14 protein-coding genes are annotated in these 18,655 nt (G+C 39.9%); 9 read left to right on the plus strand and 5 right to left on the minus strand.

Features of this window, described 5'->3' with window-relative positions:
• Positions 1-46: 46 nt before the first annotated feature.
• The 3 genes from FJR09_RS09265 to FJR09_RS09280 all read left to right on the plus strand — a co-directional run bounded on the left by FJR09_RS09265 (position 47) and on the right by FJR09_RS09280 (position 3,943).
• Positions 47-1,732: an AarF/ABC1/UbiB kinase family protein gene (locus tag FJR09_RS09265; protein ID WP_015079227.1), complete on the plus strand. Its 1,686-nt coding sequence runs from the start codon at positions 47-49 to the stop codon at positions 1,730-1,732.
• A gap of 21 nt (positions 1,733-1,753) precedes the next feature.
• Positions 1,754-2,482 carry a Stp1/IreP family PP2C-type Ser/Thr phosphatase gene (locus FJR09_RS09270; protein WP_168653857.1) on the plus strand — a complete coding sequence of 243 codons (729 nt, stop codon included), beginning with the start codon at positions 1,754-1,756 and terminating at the stop codon, positions 2,480-2,482.
• A 1,263-nt stretch (positions 2,483-3,745) separates the two neighbouring features.
• A complete protein-coding gene (locus FJR09_RS09280) occupies positions 3,746-3,943 on the plus strand; it encodes an NblA/ycf18 family protein (protein ID WP_015079229.1) in 198 nt (65 codons plus the stop codon).
• A 196-nt stretch (positions 3,944-4,139) separates the two neighbouring features.
• Here the strand turns inward: FJR09_RS09280 and FJR09_RS09285 are convergent, their stop codons facing one another.
• The 5 genes from FJR09_RS09285 to FJR09_RS09305 form a co-directional block, all read right to left on the minus strand.
• Positions 4,140-5,291 (minus strand): anhydro-N-acetylmuramic acid kinase, encoded by a 1,152-nt coding sequence (locus tag FJR09_RS09285; protein WP_015079231.1) that lies wholly within the window; start codon positions 5,289-5,291, stop codon positions 4,140-4,142.
• Positions 5,292-5,410: 119 nt separating this feature from the next.
• Complete coding sequence (gene kdpC / locus FJR09_RS09290) at positions 5,411-6,010, minus strand: K(+)-transporting ATPase subunit C (RefSeq protein ID WP_015079232.1); 600 nt, start codon at positions 6,008-6,010, stop codon at positions 5,411-5,413.
• A gap of 157 nt (positions 6,011-6,167) precedes the next feature.
• Positions 6,168-8,267, minus strand: a complete 2,100-nt coding sequence (kdpB, locus tag FJR09_RS09295) for a potassium-transporting ATPase subunit KdpB (protein WP_015079233.1) — start codon at positions 8,265-8,267, stop codon at positions 6,168-6,170.
• A 93-nt stretch (positions 8,268-8,360) separates the two neighbouring features.
• Positions 8,361-10,046 (minus strand): potassium-transporting ATPase subunit KdpA, encoded by a 1,686-nt coding sequence (gene kdpA / locus FJR09_RS09300; protein ID WP_015079234.1) that lies wholly within the window; start codon positions 10,044-10,046, stop codon positions 8,361-8,363.
• Between the two features lie 317 nt (positions 10,047-10,363).
• Positions 10,364-10,861, minus strand: coding sequence for a hypothetical protein (locus tag FJR09_RS09305; protein WP_015079235.1), 498 nt, complete (start codon positions 10,859-10,861; stop codon positions 10,364-10,366).
• Positions 10,862-11,178: 317 nt separating this feature from the next.
• Here FJR09_RS09305 and FJR09_RS09310 point away from each other — a divergent pair, with 317 nt between their 5' ends.
• The 6 genes from FJR09_RS09310 to FJR09_RS09335 all read left to right on the plus strand — a co-directional run bounded on the left by FJR09_RS09310 (position 11,179) and on the right by FJR09_RS09335 (position 18,505).
• Positions 11,179-12,312 carry a DNA cytosine methyltransferase gene (locus FJR09_RS09310; RefSeq protein ID WP_168653858.1) on the plus strand — a complete coding sequence of 378 codons (1,134 nt, stop codon included), beginning with the start codon at positions 11,179-11,181 and terminating at the stop codon, positions 12,310-12,312.
• A 111-nt stretch (positions 12,313-12,423) separates the two neighbouring features.
• Positions 12,424-13,110 (plus strand): deoxyribose-phosphate aldolase, encoded by a 687-nt coding sequence (deoC, locus tag FJR09_RS09315; RefSeq protein WP_015079237.1) that lies wholly within the window; start codon positions 12,424-12,426, stop codon positions 13,108-13,110.
• 60 nt (positions 13,111-13,170) lie between these two features.
• Complete coding sequence (gene recO, locus FJR09_RS09320; protein WP_015079238.1) at positions 13,171-14,100, plus strand: DNA repair protein RecO; 930 nt, start codon at positions 13,171-13,173, stop codon at positions 14,098-14,100.
• Positions 14,087-15,706: an MFS transporter gene (locus FJR09_RS09325; RefSeq protein ID WP_371416447.1), complete on the plus strand. Its 1,620-nt coding sequence runs from the start codon at positions 14,087-14,089 to the stop codon at positions 15,704-15,706. The genes recO and FJR09_RS09325 overlap by 14 nt, the downstream gene beginning before the upstream one ends.
• 293 nt (positions 15,707-15,999) lie before the next feature.
• The gene (locus tag FJR09_RS09330; protein ID WP_015079240.1) at positions 16,000-17,148 is read left to right on the plus strand and encodes a glycosyltransferase family 4 protein; all 1,149 of its coding nucleotides are present in this window, start codon (positions 16,000-16,002) and stop codon (positions 17,146-17,148) included.
• Between the two features lie 388 nt (positions 17,149-17,536).
• Positions 17,537-18,505: an orange carotenoid protein N-terminal domain-containing protein gene (locus FJR09_RS09335; protein WP_015079241.1), complete on the plus strand. Its 969-nt coding sequence runs from the start codon at positions 17,537-17,539 to the stop codon at positions 18,503-18,505.
• The last annotated feature ends 150 nt before the right edge of the window (positions 18,506-18,655 follow it).

Below are 18,655 nucleotides of genomic sequence, written 5' to 3' on the forward strand. Positions count from 1 at the left end.
TCCCTTACTCCCTGCCTCCGCAACAACCCGACGGTATAAGAAAAATATGGAACAAGGTTACTCAGACAAAGCATACCGTTGGAATCGGGAAGAATACTCTAGCAAACGCCGCTTTGTGGATATTTGGTCTTTTGTCTTGACCTTGATGTTCAAAATTTGGCGCTATAACAAAGATTGGAGTTACTCCGGTGGTGTAACAGAATCTAAGCAAGCAGCTAGACGTAAAGCCCAAGCAATCTGGATTAGAACCACGTTTTTAGATTTGGGTCCGACTTTTATTAAGATTGGACAATTGTTTTCGACTCGTGCGGATATTTTCTCTGCTGAATATGTGGAGGAGTTATCTAAGTTACAAGATAGAGTCCCAGCATTTAGTTATGAACAGGTAGAAGGAATTATTGAGCAGGAATTAGGTAAGACTGTTCCCACACTTTTCCAAGATTTTGAACCTGTTCCCCTCGCTGCTGCTAGTTTGGGTCAAGTCCACAAGGCCACCTTGTATACTGGTGAGTCCGTAGTTGTCAAAGTCCAACGTCCAGGACTCAAAAAGCTGTTTGAAATTGATTTAGGCATTCTTAAAGGTATTGCTCGCTATTTTCAAAATCATCCCAAATGGGGACGCGGCAGAGATTGGATGGGTATATATGAAGAATGTTGTCGCATTCTCTGGGAAGAAATTGATTATCTGAATGAAGGACGCAATGCCGATACTTTCCGCCGGAATTTCCGCCCTTATGATTGGGTGAAAGTACCGAGGGTTTATTGGCGTTATGCTACTTCTAGAGTAATTACTTTGGAGTATGTGCCGGGGATTAAAGTTAGTCAGTATGATGCTTTAGATGCTGCGGGTGTAGATAGAAAAGCGATCGCTCGCTATGGCGCACAAGCCTATCTTCATCAACTTCTCAACAATGGTTTCTTCCACGCTGACCCCCACCCCGGTAATCTGGCAGTTAGTCCCGACGGGGCTTTGATTTTCTACGACTTCGGGATGATGGGAACAATTAAATCCAATGTCCGCGAAGGATTAATGGAAACGTTATTTGGTATCGCCCAAAAAGACGGCGATCGGGTGGTAAAATCTCTAGTTGATTTAGGAGCGCTTGCCCCAGTTGATGACATGGGACCAGTCCGTCGTTCAGTCCAGTTTATGCTGGATCACTTCATGGATAAGCCCTTTGAAAATCAATCAGTGGCAGCCATCAGTGAAGACTTGTATGAACTCGCTTATGATCAACCATTTAGATTTCCAGCCACTTTTACCTTCGTCATGCGTGCCTTTTCTACCCTCGAAGGCGTTGGTAAAGGTCTAGATCCAGAATTTAACTTTATGGAAGTTGCCCAGCCTTATGCAATGCAGCTTATGACAGATAACAGTAGTTCTGAGGGGAATAGTTTCTTGAATGAATTAAGTCGTCAAGCAGTCCAAGTCAGTAGCACTGCTTTAGGATTACCACGAAGATTAGAAGATACCCTAGATAAAATAGAACGTGGTGATATCCGGCTGCGAGTTCGCTCCGTCGAAACTGAACGCCTGATCCGGCGACAGAGTAATATACAACTGGCAATAAGTTATGCTCTTATTATCAGTGGTTTTACAATTGCCGGCACAATTCTCCTAGTTAGCCATTATGTCTGGTTAGCAAGCTTTATTGGTTTAATTGCCGCATCAGTTTCATTCATGCTGATTCGGTTGCTTTTACGCCTCGACCGTTATGATCGGATGTATTAATTAATTGTTCACGAAAAATCTATGAAACTTGAATCTACCGGTTGTACAGATCCGGGGCTTATTCGTGCTTATAATCAAGATTCGTACTATATTGATCCCACAGGGCGATTCTTTATAGTTGCTGACGGTATGGGTGGTCATGCAGGAGGAGAAGAGGCTAGTCGCATCGCTACTGCCGAAATTTGTGCATATCTAGAGCAAAATTGGCAATCCCCCGAATCTTCCTCAAAACTCCTAGAACAAGCTTTATCCACTGCAAATAAAGCCATAGTTCAAGATCAGCACAATCATCCTGAACGTGCTGATATGGGAACTACAGCCGTAGTAGTAGTTATCCGTCCAGATGAATTACCTGTATGCGGTCATGTTGGTGATTCCCGTCTCTACCGTCTGCGAGAATCACAATTAGAACAAATTACAGAAGACCATACATGGATTGCCAAAGCCATGAAAATCGGTGATATTACTCTTGATGAAGCTAGGGTTCATCCCTATCGTCATGTTTTATCCAGTTGTTTAGGTAGGGAAGACCTCAACCACATTGATATTCAGCAACTAACTCTGGAAAATGGCGATCGCTTACTGCTCTGTAGTGATGGACTTACAGAAGAACTTATAAATCCACAAATCCTTGGATACATCAGGGACACACCTTCTTTAGAAAAAGCTGCTCATGACCTAGTTGAAGCCGCCAAAGAACAAGGTGGACACGATAATATTACCGTCGTCCTTGTGTCTGTAGAAACCTAATAGGAGTCAGGAGTCAGGAGTCAGGAGTCAGGAGTTCAGGAGTTCAGGAGAAAGAAATTGAAGAATAGAGAATGGAATTTCTCCCCTGCTCCCTGTTCCCTGTTCCCTGTTCCCTGTTTCCTGCTCCCTGCTTCCCTGTTCCCTGTTCCCTGTTCCCTGTTTCCTGTTCCCTGTTCCCTGTTCCCTGTTTCCTGTTCCCTGTTCCCTGTTCCCTGTTCCCTAAAAAAAGTAAATATACTTAACGATTTGTTCAAATTGAGCATTTTTTATATTAACAATTTGATAAAAATATTTTTAATCTCCAGAAATTACCACAGGAGCTTAAATTTCTATAATTTCCACAATTGACATATCCTACTTTGTAGTGTGTCTTAAATAAACAGCAAATAAAGGGTTAATCAATCAGAGAATCTAGATAAAAACCAAGTATCAAACTGGTCTTCCTCTCGATTTCTCATTCCATAACTACTGCTACTTAAAGAATCTTCACCAAAATTAAACTATTCCAATTTGGACAAACCCGCTTTCAGTGGAGTTGATTCCTATACCAGTAGATTCATTACCAATTCATACCTCAGAAAAAATAAATTCAAAAAGATGGGCAAATTGTCAAACACTTGTTATCTTTCTTAATATAGAGAAATAAATGTCAGGCAAAATCTAGCCCAGGAATTGCTTATTAGGAATTTGACGTAATTAAGCAGATTGCAATCAAAGGAAGTAAAGAATTTAAGTAATCAGCAAAAGCCGATTTTACTTTTAACCGCTAACTTCCAAGTTTTCAATTCTGTGATCAATTTCGATTTTACACGTTGTTTGTTTTGGAGTTGATTGTCAGTAACCCAGCCCTAAAGGGACTGAGCTTGCAATTTCTTGCAAGCTGTACTGACCAGACCACCCTAAGCGGCTTGCCCTGAGCGAAGTCGAAGGGAGTCTAAGGGTAGCCGTTATTTGAGTCACGACACCTCGAAATGCGTAGCCAGTTTCCCGCTCTGTCGCTGTAAGTTAAACAGTTCTAAGGTCACTGGAACAGTGCTTTCAGCCTAACAAGCTCTTATAACAGGTCAAGGCTAACATTACCCCAGAAATGGGAGTTGGTTTCCAGATTCCAATCAAAAATCTGGTTTCAATTTTAACATCCACAGCGGTTTTAACCGCTCCTGCGGTCACTGAGCTTGTCGATAGCGAAGCGTGGCGTAAGCCATAGTGTCGCTTCCCTCTCAGGTCTAAAGACGCTGAGTTTCCCACTTACCGCGAGGTTTTATGAATCAAGGAACTGAACTATCTTTGGAACAGCAATTTAGCATTCGCTCCTTTGCCACACAAGTCCAACACATGAGCCACGAACAAGCTCAAGATTTTTTAGTCAAGCTTTATGAGCAGATGGTTGTGCGTGAAGCAACTTATCAAGAAATGCTTAAACATAGCTGGGGTCTAGACTCAGGTGCGAATATGGCATAGAGTTATTTACTATTAACTCTGTCTCCGGGACTCATTTCTCAATAGGAAAAAAGCTGGGGATGTTGGTTTTCTTCTAACTTCCTTCTAACTTCCCCACTCTTGCCTCTTGCCTCTTGCCTCTTGCCTAGTGCCATAACGACGATTTTCAATGCTAACCTACTTATTTTAAGAGGAAGTGTGGCAAATTTAGGGTTAATTAGCTATATTTACCGTGAATTTCCCCTAAAAGCATCTCTTGAGATGCTCCTGTAACGGCGGGTAAATTACCAGGAATACCGATGTTCCGCCAGTATGCTAAAACGGCAAAGGCGATCGCTTCTTTAAAAGCCGCACTTAAGCCAAACTCGTCTGTAGTTGAAACTGGAACATTCCCTAACAGTAACTCTAGCCGATTTTTTAAGTAAATATTGCGACTACCACCACCACATAATAATACCCGATGTGGTCTTCTGGAGAGAAAAGTGTCATAACTATAAACAATAGAAGCTGCTGTCAATTCTGTAATGGTTGCTAAAAAGTCTGCGGAATTGAGTTGGTAGGCTTGGGCATTCTCTAAACAATCATACAAGTAAGTGACACCAAACAACTCCCGTCCAGTCGATTTAGGCGGTGGTAAATGGAAATATTCGTGACTGAGCCATTGTTCTACTAAGGGGTAACAGGGTGTACCACTAGCAGCCCAATCACCATTTTCATCATAGCTTTTAGCCCCATTTGTAAAATGTTGCACAGCTAAATCCAATAGGCTATTACCTGGGCCTGTATCCCAACCGCGAATTTGCGACAACCAATCATCACTACGGGCGGGGAGACAAGTGACATTACCAATACCACCAATATTTTGGATACAACGCTCTTCCTGGGGATGACTGAGTAAATAGGCATCTATTTTCGGAACAAGGGGCGCACCATGACCATAAGCAGCTATATCTGCCGTTCGGAAATTACTTATAGTATTAATACCAGTGAGATGGGCTATCAACGCCCCCCGACCTAGTTGGCAACTATAACCTAGTTCTCCTAATCCCTGGGGTGGACGATGATAAACAGTTTGACCATGAGAACCAATCAAGGTAGCTCCTTGATGACCAATTTGAATATGTTGAGCAGCTTCAGCAAAATTCCGAGCGATGGCATCATCTATTGCTGCTAATTCGGCTATGGATACAGCAGTACCAGCCCCAAGCTCTAAAATATGTTCTCTGAGTTGCGGGGGGTAGGGATATGTTTCCCCTGCGAGTAATTTCACCTTCAGATCCAACTCTCTGCCAGAAATTTCGACTAAAGCGGTATCTATCCCATCTACAGACGTACCACTCATTAAACCAATTACGCGAGTCCGTTGCATTGACTCAAATACTCTTATGGATTTGCGATCGTAGTGTAATTGATCCCATTACCCATGTCAAAACAAAAAGGGTATATGGATCTAAAAACGCAAGTTATGACCTTATAAAGTATAACTAACTAATTTTGCTGACGATTCATATCTTGCAAATCCAGAGCATAATTTAAGCGTAAAATATTTACCCCTGGTTCCCCAAAAACGCCTAAAAATCTCCCATCAATATACTTACTAATTAACGGAATGATGTCATCCTCCCTAATCCCCCGCGCTTGTGCTACCCTTTCTATCTGTTGTCGTGCTGCTTTCAAAGAAATATGGGGATCTAAACCAGAACCTGATGTATAAATCAAATCGGCCACAGGTTGTTTATTCTCATTCTGAAATTCTTCTGCTTGCTTGAGAATGCGTTCCTTGAGTGCTGGATTGGTCGGAGCAAGATTACTGCCTCCAGAGATACCAGTCGGTTGAGCTTTTCTACCTTGGCTATATTTAACAGCACTCGGACGACCATGAAAATAACGGTCTGATGTAAATCCTTGACTAATCAAACTTGAACCAATAGGTTGATCTCTGACATTTAACATCATGCTACCATTAGCTGAAACTGGGAAAATTGACTGACCTACTAACAACACAAAAAGAGGATATATAATTGCGGTTAATAACCACATTACTAAAGTTATTCTCACTGCTTTGATAATTTCTCGAATAATAGACATAATTTAATCTTGAATTTTATTTTAATTTGTGAATTATGACTCTACCGTTCCCTTTATGTAAAACAACATTTAAGTAGGTTGGCGTTAAAAATTGTCGTTATAGCAAGGCAAAAGGCAAAAGGCAAGAATTACCAAAATTACCTATTGATTTAATTGTTTACGCTAAACCCACAAACGTAATCATCATATCTATGAATTTAATCGCAATAAATGGAGCAATTACCCCACCTAAGCCATAAATCAAAATATTCCGTTGCAGAAGTTGATTAGCAGTCAAAGGTCGAAACTGAATACCTTTTAATGCTAGAGGAATCAAAGCCGGAATAATTAAAGCATTGTAAATCAATGCCGAAAGAATAGCCGAATTAACGCTACTCAACTTCATAATATTCAAGCTTTCTAAATTAGCAGCAGTGAAAAGTACCGGAATAATCGCAAAATATTTAGCAATATCATTAGCAATAGAAAACGTTGTCAATGCCCCACGAGTAATTAACAATTGCTTACCAATACTCACAATATCAATTAATTTGGTGGGATCAGAATCTAAATCCACCATATTAGCGGCTTCCTTAGCTGCTTGCGTTCCCGTATTCATCGCCACACCTACATTAGCCTGTGCTAAAGCTGGAGCATCATTAGTTCCATCCCCCGTCATCGCTACAATTTTACCCTCAGCCTGTTCCCGTTGAATCACACTGATTTTATCTTCTGGTGTCGCTTCAGCAATAAATTCATCTACTCCAGCTTCCTTAGCAATCACAGAAGCAGTAATTCGGTTATCTCCCGTGAGCATGATTGTCCTGACTCCCATGCGTCGGAGTTGGTCAAATCGTTCGCGGATACCAGGTTTCACAATATCCTTGAGATAGATAACACCGTAAATTTCATGATCGAGACATACGGCTAAAGGTGTACCGCCTTGATGAGAAACTTGTTCATAAGCAACATCTAATTCCGGGGTATCCTGTCCATGACGAGAGAGGACAAAGCCTTTAATTGCTCCTACTGCGCCCTTCCGCACTTCCCTACCACCAGGTAAATTAGTGCCACTCATGCGGGTTTTTGCCGAAAATTCTACCCCCTGTGCTCGTTTGCGGTCTAAATCAAAATTTGCACCTAACTTTTCTGCCAGTCGGACAATAGATTTACCTTCGGGAGTATCGTCAAAGATACTAGCTGCCAAAGCCACATTCGCAATTTCTGTGATTGAGTGGCCATTGATAGGAATAAACTCTTCTGCTAAACGATTGCCAAGGGTGATTGTCCCGGTTTTGTCAAGAACGAGAGTATTGATGTCTCCACAGGCTTCTATTGCCCTGCCAGAAGTGGCAATGACGTTAAATTGTGCCACTCTATCCATGCCGGCAATGCCGATGGTACTCAGCAAACCGCCGATAGTTGTGGGTATAAGTGCTACCAAGAGAGCAATGAGAACCGGCACACTAACAGGACTATTCACATAGTAGGCAAAGGCGGGCAGGGTTGCTACTACGAATAAAAATACTAAACTCAGAACCGCTAATAATACTGTTAAAGCAATTTCATTGGGTGTTTTAGTGCGTTCTGCTCCTTCCACTAAGGCAATCATCCGGTCAATAAAGCCTTTACCTGGTTCAGCCGTGACGCGAATAATCAACTCATCGGAAAGGATGCGTGTACCACCTGTAACTGAACTAGCAACATCTGAACCAAATTCTTTGAGAACTGGGGCAGATTCGCCTGTAATCGCTGATTCATCCACAGACGCGACACCCATGATTACTTCACCGTCTGCGGGAATAATATCACCGGAAACGACGTATATAGTATCGCCCTGTTTCAAACTGCCAGAGGGAACTTCTGTAATTGTGCCGTTAACGCTGATAGTTTTGGCGCTGGTGGCTGACTGGGTGGAACGTAAAGTGTCAGCTTGGGCTTTACCTCGTCCCTCCGCTACGGCTTCAGCAAAGTTGCTAAATAGAACTGTGAAAAATAAAATTCCTGTTAACAGCCCATTAAACAGATAGGGATTTTTTTGATTTGTTGGTCCAAATAATTCGGGATAAATGGTTAGGAAGAGAGTAATAATTGTTCCTATCCATACCAAAAACATTACCGGATTTTTAATGGCATATTGGGGATACAGTTTCCTAAAAGCATCGCCTATTGCCCGAAAATACAGTCCTTTGTTAGTTACTCGCGTTTTCCTAAGTTTCTTACGGCGATAACGAGGACGGGGTGTTTTAGAATTAGAGTTATTTCCGTTTGAGTTCATATATTGATAATTGATATAGCAGGAGTCAGGAGTCAGGAGTCAGGAGTCAGGATAAAGAAAGAAGAAGAAAATTCCTCTCCTCCTCTCCTACTGCTAACTACCAGCAGCGAGTTTAAAACCTTCGGCGATTGGTCCTAAAGCTAAAACTGGGAAAAATGTCAGGATTCCTAAAATTAGGGTGACACCTGCGGTAATCCCAGTGAATAGCAAAGAATCAGTTTTCAAAGTTCCCCGGCTTTCACAGACTACTTGTTTTTCAGACATACTATCAGCTAAAAGGAGCAGGGCAATAATTGGTAGATAACGTCCTGCAAAAATACTGACAGTTGTACTTAAATTCCACCATAACGTCCCGTCATTTAATCCCTCTAAGCCAGAACCATTATTAGCTGCGGCTGAGGCGTATTCATAAACTACTTGGGAAATACCATGAAAACCTGGGTTACTAATTCCTGACAAAGATATAGGATAAGCTAAAGCTACAGCACTGGGAATTAAAACCATCATCGGGTGAATTAACAACACTACACTAGCCAGGACAATTTCTCGTTTTTCAATTTTGCGGCCAAAAATTTCCGGTGTGCGCCCTACCATTAACCCAGTGATAAAGACGGTCAGAATCAGATAAATGAAGAGATAAGCGGTTCCTATTCCCTGTCCTCCCCAAATTATTTGTAAAAATAGGTTGAATAAGGTGGAAAATGTGCCATTAGGCATGAGGGAATCGTGCATTCCGTTGACAGCACCGCACATGGTGGCGGTAGTTGTAATCGCCCATAATGCGGTTTGCGCCCAGTCAAATCGGACTTCTTTGCCTTCTAGATTGGGTAATTCTAATCTCAAAGCATTATTAATCAGAGGATTTCCTTGTAATTCTCCTGTGGCTGTAACGCCAATGAGAACGACAAAGATGATAAACACCATCCAATATAATAACCAGGCTTGTTTGAGGTTGTTGGCAAATATTCCGTAGGTGTAAATTAAGGATGTGGGAATGGCCAACATGGCGATGATTTCGATTAAGTTGGAAGCGCCATTGGGATTTTCAAACGGGTGCGCGGAGTTAGCTGCAAAAAATCCACCACCATTTTCCCCTAGCATTTTGATCATTTCCCAGGATGCTACTGGACCTCTAGCTATATACTGAATTCTGCCTTCTAAGGTTTCTACTACTAGGGTTTTGGCTAAGGTTTGGGGTACACCGCAGATAATTAGAGCGATCGCCCCCACAATAGATAAAGGTAATAATATCCTAGTGATAGCCTGGGTAAAATCTACATAAAAATTCCCCAGTTTTCTCCCTGTTAATCCTCGGATAAAGGCAATTCCCACTACTAAACCACTAGCCGCAGACGTAAACATCAAAAAACCTAAAGCCGAGGTTTGGCTAAAATAACTAAAGGTATTTTCTGTGGCGTAATGTTGTTGGTCGGTATTGGTCAGGAAGGAAATTGTGGTATGTAGTAATAAATCCCATCTCATTCGTCCCAGTTCATTGGGATTCCAGGGCAGAAATTTCTGATAATAGAGAAGGGCATAAACTATCACACCCATTACTAAATTGCTACATAGTAAGGCGCGGATATACTGCCAACCCGTCATATCATTTTTTTTACCCACACCCCCTAAAATATAAATTATTGCCTCTATTGGCTTCATAACAGGATCTAGGATTGTCCTTTCTCCCAAGAAAACGCGGGCTATGTATTTTCCTAGTATGGGCGTAATGAATACGACAATACACAGCGTTAAAGCAATTTGTAAAAAACCTTGACTCATGTAGTTTGCACTCTATTCAACTCAAGTTATAGCCAGTTAATACTCAACAATCATGCCTAAATTAGTAGTAAATTGAATTTTTAGTGATTAGATAATTTTCATCCATCAGGTATTGTTTTATCTGATTCTAGTTAAATATTCTAGACAATATATTTTTAATTTATTTAACTGCACATCAGATTATAGTTCACCATTCCCTAAAAATATGCTTTAAATTATAGTGAAGTCTACCTAAGTATAAAGCATCTAGTGATTGGTATATTTTTAGATATAAATTTAGTCAGAGTAAAAAATATATGCTTCTGATTATAAGCTAATTAGTTCAAATGACAATGAACTGCAAATAAACAATCATTATATTGCTTGTCAACTTCAAGATTTGTAAATGCCCAAGCTACTTTATATGGCTTTTGGTATTCTCCTAAAATATTGATACGGTGACAAATATCAGGAATTTTCGTCAAATATCTGGGAGTTAAGGGAAAATCACAGGTAAATATACCTTCAACTCTTTGTGTCGCACCTGGGGTATATTTAATCATGATTGCCACGCAGTAGGTATCATCTGATGTATGCAGGACTTGAACTAACCCATCATGACTGATATTTACGAGATGATTAGGTAATTTCAAGACTTCGCTAGTATCTAAGGGGAGATTTTGAGTTTTCACCCAATTGAGAATTTCCTGATATTTTGCCAGTGCTACACGTTTTTGGTAAAAGTATTTAATATCAAGAATTGAATTAATTATCCCAGATACTACTTGTACCGATAATAATATAAATCCGCTGAATATTCTTTGTAGTTTATACATTTTGGTTATGATTCAGATGATTACACAATATAGAATATATTGATTAATGGCAAGATTCAAATTTTTCACTACGTAACTAAACCGCCTACGATTAAAATCGCAGGCTAACAGCCAAAGTCCACTCAAGTGGACTGAAAATAAATCTTTAGTCTACTTTAGTAGACTTTAGCTATTAGACAGGGAATTAATTCCCTGGCAGAATAATTTTAGAATATAACAAACATAAATTTATTTTTTTCACAAAAATGATATTAACGAATAACTAATATAAGTTATACTAGCAATAATTAAATAAAATTTTCCTTAAATAGTATATTATGTCAGTGATCAATCATCCCACTATTTTCTCCTTCTTCTCCGGCTCAGGATTCCTCGATTTAGGCTTTGAAACTAGCGGCTATAACATCACTTATATCAACGAAATCTTCCCCCCATTCATGTCCGCATATCGCTATTCACGGGAAAAACTCAACCTCCCCGAACCTGAATATGGATATCATGAAGGAGAAGCCGCAGACGTAAGTAAATTAATAACAGGAACACCAGCACAACGATTAAATGAATTAGTCAAAGATTCCCGTAAATCAAATAATATAATAGGCTTTATTGGTGGTCCACCCTGTCCTGATTTTTCGGTTGGTGGCAAAAACAAAGGACATTTAGGCGATAATGGTAAACTATCATCTGCTTATATTGAATTAATTTGTCAAAACTTACCAGATTTCTTTTTATTTGAAAATGTCAAAGGTTTATGGAGAACCACAAAACACCGTTTATTTTTTGAAGAACTAAAAATCAAATTACAACAAGCAGGCTATATTCTAACAGAACGGTTAATTAACTCTATTGAATATGGTGTACCCCAAGATAGAGAGAGAATTATTTTAATAGGCCTTAAAGATAATTTTCTCAAAGACATAAAAATCAAAGATGAATTTATCTTTCCTTGGGAAAAACATATTTTATATCCTCAATATCAAGTATTTGCTTATCCTTGGAATAAGTCTGAACCATTTCAAGAAGATTCCATAATTCCTTGTCCTGAAAATATGCCTCAACAACTCACTGTTGAATATTGGTTTAGAAAAAATGATGTTCTCAACCATCCCAATGCTAAACATCATTTTCAACCACGAGCAGGTAAAATTAAATTTGCTACTATTGAAGAAGGAGATGATTCTAAAAAATCTTTTAAACGTCTGCACCGGTGGCGTTATTCTCCCACAGCTTGTTATGGTAATAATGAAGTCCATTTACATCCTTACAAAATTAGACGTATTTCTGTAGCCGAAGCTTTAGCAATTCAATCCTTACCTGAAGATTTTTCATTTCCAGAAAATATGTCACTTACGAATATGTTTAAAACCGTTGGAAATGGAGTTCCATACTTAGCAGCAAAGGCATTAGCGCAAACTATTCTTGACTTTTTAAACACTGGTTCGCAAAATTAAGATCCCCGACTTCTCAAAGAAGTCGGGGATCTGGGGGTATTGTGGTTTAATATATAAGAAATACTTTAATTTTCATCAAGTTTAATAAACTCTACACCAAAAGCAAAAACGATGGCAGCAGACTATCCCAACATTGATATTGCGCCATTTATTGACCACTCTCTGCTATTACCAATTGCTACCCCAGAGCAGATTAGTCAATGGTGCGACGAGGCATATAGATATAACTTTGCAGCGGTATGTGTGAATCCCTGTTATGTCAAGCAAGTAGCAGAACTACTGTATAAAAAAAATCCTCAAGTTTGTACAGTCATTGGTTTTCCCAATGGTGCAAATACTTCAGCCGTGAAGTTATATGAAGCCAAAGAAGCCGTAGACAATGGCGCTACTGAGTTGGACGTAGTTATTAACATAGGCTGGCTAAAAGCCGGGAAAACCGAGGAAGTTCACTGGGAAATTGCCACAATTTGCGAAGAAGCCGGACAACCTGTCAAGGTAATTTTAGAAACTAGCCTCCTCACGGATACAGAGAAACAAATAGCTGCGGAACTAGCTATGGATGCTGGTGCTGCATTCTTAAAAACCAGTACAGGTTGGAATGGTGGCGCAACTGTAGCAGATGTTAAGCTTTTGAAAGAAATAGCAAAAGATAGGGTAGGCATCAAAGCATCAGGAGGCATTCGCACTCACAACGATGCCTTAGATTTAATTATGGCTGGTGCGACTAGATTAGGCACATCTCGCGGTGTGGATTTACTTCGTCAACGCCATAACCCAGAAAAAGAAAAGAGTGAGTAGTCAGTTGCTCATTGTCAGTTGTAATTTATTTTGCCACTGACAACTAACTAATGATTAAAAATGAGTAAAACCTACAAAGCAACTGGTATTAATCTCAAAGCGCAACCACTGGGTGAGTCAGATAAAATAGTCACAATTTTAACTCAAGAATTTGGGCTAATTCGGGCAGTTGCTACGGGAGCGCGGAAACAAAACTCCAGCTTGGGTGGGAGAATGGGGATGTTTATCGTCAATGAATTACTAATTTCCCAAGGTAGAAATCTCGATAGAATTACTCAAGCTGAAACTATAAAAACTTATCCCGGTTTATCTAAAGATTTAGGTAAATTAGCTGCTAGTCAATATTTAGCGGAAATAGTTTTGTGTCAAGCGTTAAGCGAACTACCCCAAACAGAACTTTATGAGTTATTTAATGAACATCTTCAACGCCTAAATGATATACCCAAAACTGAAATAAAATGTGTAGTTGCCCATTTAGTCCAAGGTGTATTTCAGCTTTTAGCCTTAGCAGGACTGACACCACAAGTAGAATCCTGTTGCTTAACCCAACGGCTTTTAACTCCAGACTGGACAAATCCCCATTGGCAAGTGGGATTTAGTATTCCTTCTGGTGGGATAATTTGTTTAGATGCTTGGAAAAGCCTGCGAACAGAAATAGAGCAGGAAAACCGGGAAAATAGGGAAATGCAGGAAACAACACAGAAAAGTGTTCCCAATCCCCAATCCTGTGCCTCTAACCCTAGCTATGAAACAGTTTTTCATCAGCAGGAGTTACCAATTATTTCTCGTCGCTTGAATGGGAAACAACTGGTTATGCTTCAATATCTGTCGGAAACAGAGATAATACAAATAGATGCAGCTTCAGATTCTGGATGGTTAGCTGTTGAGCAAATTTTGCGCCAGTATGTCCAGTATCATTTAGGACAACCTATTCGCTCTGCCACTTTGATTGACTCCTATTTTGCCACCAACCATGATGCAATCGTCTGATTTAGATAAAAAAGGCCGAACTCACTCACCTAGCGACGCTAAAAAAAAGCATAAAGCATCAGATCATAATGTTGCTTCTTCCCCTAAAGTTAGTCATATTCATAGTCCAGAAATGTCACTCAAGGATGTTTCTGAAAATGGGAATTGCACATCAGAAATTCCCTTGACTGATATCCTCAAACCATCAGAAATTCCGCAGATAAATGGCAAAATTAATGGTGTTTCAGAAAATGTCCCAACTACAACGGAATTAACACCGGAAACACTACCATTAATAGATGCTGGTTCGGGAGGTGCAGATTCGGAAAATAATCAACAGGTGGGTTTTTTACCTGTATTGAAAAATCCGAATTTTCTCGCTCTTTGGGCAGGTCAAGTTTTCTGTCAATTAGCTGATAAGGTTTATTTAGTATTAATGATTGCTTTGATTAATAGTCAGTTTCAAGCTAGTGATCAAAGTATTAGTGGTTGGGTTTCCGCTTTAATGATGGCGTTTACTATTCCCGCCGTATTATTTGGTTCTGTAGCTGGAGTTTTTGTAGATCGTTGGTCAAAAAAAGTTGTTTTGGTAGCATCAAATATTTGGCGCGGGATTCTGGTATTGCTCATTCCTTCGCTGTTATGGTTAACCCATGATTGGCAGCCTGTGGGAGTTTTACCCGTGGGTTTTTTGATTATTTTAGGTGTGACTTTTTTGGTTTCTACCTTAACACAATTTTTCGCACCGGCAGAACAATCGGCTATTCCTTTAATAGTGAAAGAACAGGATTTGCTTTCGGCTAATTCTCTCTACACTACGACAATGATGGCTTCGGTAATTGTCGGTTTTGCCGTAGGAGAACCAGTTTTGGCCTTAGCAGATGGACTGTGGACGCAATTAGGTGGTAGTGGGGGATTGGGTAAGGAAATTCTGGTGGGTGGCAGTTATGCGATCGCTGGGTTAATATTATTCTTACTCCAAACTAACGAAAAACCCCATCCTCCTGAAACAGAATTTCCCCATGTTTTCTCGGATTTGCGCGACGGGTTACGTTATCTCCAAGAAAATCATCGTATCCGCAATGCTTTATTACAACTAATTATCTTATTTTCTGTCTTTGCAGCCCTGACTGTGCTTGCAGTTCGCATGGCAGAAATTATTCCGAATATGAAAGCCTCTCAATTCGGCTTTTTATTAGCATCTGCTGGTGTGGGTGTGGCGCTTGGGGCGACAATTCTCGGACAATTTGGACAACGCTTTTCCTATAAACAACTGAGTTTTTGGGGTTGTCTAGGTATGGCAGGATCTTTAATTGGTTTATCATTGTTTACAACCCAACTCTTGCCTGTGCTGCTCTTCATTGCCCTAGTGGGAGTATTTGGGGCTTTGGTGGGTATCCCCATGCAAACTGCAATCCAAACCGAAACACCCCCAGATATGCGAGGTAAGGTATTTGGTCTGCAAAATAATGTGATTAATATTGCCCTTTCTCTACCTCTGGCTTTAGCTGGTGTAGCGGAAACTTTTATCGGCTTAAAAGCAGTATTTTTTACCTTAGCTGCCATTGTCTTAATTGGCGGTCTGTTTACCTGGTATAATTCTGGTGAATCCTCAAATGGCAAATAGCCAAAAACTGCATCAAACTGTTGGGTTTTGTGCTAAACTTAATCCAGCAAGATGCAAAATACTTGCTGGGAATCAACTAAATAATCAGCATATTAATTTGTAATCAAGTTAAAAGATTTATAAATTATGAGCATCATCAATAAAGCCATTTATTGACTTTTTAATTACCAAGATTATTTAGGTTTAAAAGTTAGAGATATCTGAGTTTTTGTGAATATCAAAAATTCAGCTATAACAACTTCATAATAAAAACAGTATATTTTACCCTCGCTTTTTTTATAGATAACCTAAGAATGCGTATAGCTTGGATTGGAAAAAAAACACCCTTTTGCGGTAACGTCACCTACAGTCGAGAAATTACCAACGGACTCCTAGACAGGGGACACGAAGTTAGTTTTCTGCACTTTGCCCAAGAAGAAGCGACAACTGACAATTGGCCTAATTTTCAGGAAGTTCCTTTGCCATTTATTTACAAGTCCCAGGTTTATACAATTCCCTCTTTCAAAGCAACTAAGGTTTTGAAAGATTCTTTGCGGGAAATTAAGCCGGATATAGTTCACGCTTCTCTGACTTTATCAACTTTGGACTTTGTTCTACCAGAAATTTGCGAAGAATTAAATTTGCCCCTAATTGCCACTTTCCACACTCCATTTGCAGGTAAGGGGGCAAAATTATTATCGAGTACCCAACTTTTAGCTTATCAACTTTACGCTCCTTTTTTGGATCATTATGATCGGGTAATTATCTTTTCCCAAATTCAGCGGGAATTGTTATCAGGTATGGGTGTGAGGGAAAAAAAGATTGCTGTTATACCTAATGGTGTAGATCCTGTTAAGTATTCTCCCGGTGTTTCTCATGTGAAAGCTGAATTTGGCGCTGAACGTTTGTTTGTTTATCAAGGGAGAATCGCTCAAGAGAAAAACGTTGAATCTCTCTTACGTGCTTGGAAACAATCACATATGGGCGTTAATACCAAATTATTGATTGTGGGAGATGGTCCATTAAAGCCTTCTCTAGAATCATTTTATGGACGAGAATATGGCATCATCTGGTTAGGTTTCATCGCTGATGAAGATCGCCGCATCGAAATTTTACGGGGTTCTGATGTATTTATTTTACCTTCTTTGGTAGAGGGTTTATCCTTGTCTCTATTAGAGGCAATGTCCTGTGGTTTAGCTTGTTTGGCTACTGATGTTGGTGCAGATGGAGAAGTTTTAGAAAAGGGTGCGGGTGTGGCAATTAATACAAGCAGTGTGCGATCGCAGTTAAAAACCCTCTTACCACTATTTCAAGATCATCCAGAGTTAACCACATTGTTGGGAGAAAAAGCCAGAAAGCGAGTATTAGAACGCTATACCCTGAATGATAACATCACCCAATTAGAAGAGCTTTATAGCCAAGTTCTTGCACAACGTCCTTTAACACTGAGTTGGGGTATTTAGCGTATTTTCAACAGCTATAACCAATAAATCTTTCTCTCTATTTCTGGATGAGGAAGATTTTTATTGTCTATTTATTCAGAATTGAATAAGTAGGTGAACACAATAAAACCAAACTGTGTAAAGAAATGTAAAATCGCTGAAAACTTCTTTACTCTTGCCTCTGGTTACTGAGCGAAGTCGAAGTATTGCCTCTTGCCTAGTGCTATGACGACAATTTTCAACGCCAACATACCATATTTAATCCATTTTGTCAATTCGCAATTTCTATTCTTTACAAAAATTAAGATTTTTATTACATTATTTTACATAAGACATAAGTTCATCATAAACATTTTTAGCTTAAGTCTTCACAGCGACTAATTAACACATAATCTTGGAGATTCCGACTGTGGCTTTAACTATCCAGTCCGCTCAAACTATTTTTTCTAATACTCAACTTCCTAGTCCTATTCCCGCAACTATAGCATTGTTCGATCAACTTAACGTTGATGATCAATTAGCATATCTTTGGTATGCTTACACCGAAATGGGTAAAACCATTACTCCTGCCGCACCTGGAGTAGCACGCTTGCAACTAGCTGAAAGTTTGCTGACCCAAATTAAGCAAATGTCTCGTGAAGAGCAAACAAAAGTCATGCGGGATTTAGCCAGCCGTGCTGATACTCCTATTAGCCGTTCCTATGGTTTCTTTAGCGTTAATACCAAACTCGCTTTCTGGTTCGAGTTAGGAGAATTGATGAAACAGGGAATCATCACTCCTGTCCCCGTTGGTTATCAAATGTCTCCTGGTGTAAAATTTGTATTAGAAGCCACACAAAAACTTGATCAAGGTCAGCAAATCACCGTATTGCGGAATACTGTAGTAGATATGGGGTTTGATACTTCTGACCTTGGTCCTAGTAGTTATCCTAAAGCAGGTGCAGAACCAGCTTTCCAACGCACAACCCCTGTTATATCTTCAGTGAAAATTGACGGCATTACAGAACCCGCTGTCTTAGGCTACATTGAAGCCATGAATGCAGATAAATTTGATACTGCTATTGCGCTATTCACTACTGACGGTGCGCTACAACCACCATTCCAAAAGCCCATTGTTGGCCGGGAAGCGATCGCTAAATATATGCGCGAAGAAGCACAAGGACTTAACATGATGCCACAACAAGGTATCTGCGAAGTTCAACCAGACGGTTCTAAGCAACTGAAAATCACAGGAGTAGTGCAAACTCCTTGGTTTGGTGTCACAGTTGGTATGAATATTTCTTGGCGGTTTTTAATCAATCCCGAAGGACAAATCTTCTTCGTAGCGATTGATATGCTTGCTTCTCCTCAAGAGCTCATGAATCTGCGTCGAGTTTAATTAAATCATGAGGCTGTCGAAAATCAAATTTATTTGTTATTTTCACAGCCTCGCAATAATAGAGTGAAAGCTATTGACACCGACCAGAAAATTTGTTATCATAGAAACGACGAGGAAGAACTATCTTTATCGCATAAGCACAACTGGTCT

Source organism: Dolichospermum sp. UHCC 0406 (genome assembly GCF_009712025.1).
GTDB lineage: Bacteria > Cyanobacteriota > Cyanobacteriia > Cyanobacteriales > Nostocaceae > Dolichospermum > Dolichospermum lemmermannii.

Coding starts and splice junctions, on each gene's coding strand:
- kdpB (WP_015079233.1), bottom strand. CDS start 8,267: ATGAACTCAAACGGAAATAACTCTAATTCTAAAACACCCCGTCCTCGT.
- FJR09_RS09330 (WP_015079240.1), top strand. CDS start 16,000: ATGCGTATAGCTTGGATTGGAAAAAAAACACCCTTTTGCGGTAACGTC.
- FJR09_RS09280 (WP_015079229.1), top strand. CDS start 3,746: ATGAATCAAGGAACTGAACTATCTTTGGAACAGCAATTTAGCATTCGC.
- FJR09_RS09305 (WP_015079235.1), bottom strand. CDS start 10,861: ATGTATAAACTACAAAGAATATTCAGCGGATTTATATTATTATCGGTA.
- FJR09_RS09270 (WP_168653857.1), top strand. CDS start 1,754: ATGAAACTTGAATCTACCGGTTGTACAGATCCGGGGCTTATTCGTGCT.
- FJR09_RS09325 (WP_371416447.1), top strand. CDS start 14,087: ATGCAATCGTCTGATTTAGATAAAAAAGGCCGAACTCACTCACCTAGC.
- kdpC (WP_015079232.1), bottom strand. CDS start 6,010: ATGTCTATTATTCGAGAAATTATCAAAGCAGTGAGAATAACTTTAGTA.
- kdpA (WP_015079234.1), bottom strand. CDS start 10,046: ATGAGTCAAGGTTTTTTACAAATTGCTTTAACGCTGTGTATTGTCGTA.
- deoC (WP_015079237.1), top strand. CDS start 12,424: ATGGCAGCAGACTATCCCAACATTGATATTGCGCCATTTATTGACCAC.
- FJR09_RS09285 (WP_015079231.1), bottom strand. CDS start 5,291: ATGCAACGGACTCGCGTAATTGGTTTAATGAGTGGTACGTCTGTAGAT.
- FJR09_RS09265 (WP_015079227.1), top strand. CDS start 47: ATGGAACAAGGTTACTCAGACAAAGCATACCGTTGGAATCGGGAAGAA.
- FJR09_RS09310 (WP_168653858.1), top strand. CDS start 11,179: ATGTCAGTGATCAATCATCCCACTATTTTCTCCTTCTTCTCCGGCTCA.
- recO (WP_015079238.1), top strand. CDS start 13,171: ATGAGTAAAACCTACAAAGCAACTGGTATTAATCTCAAAGCGCAACCA.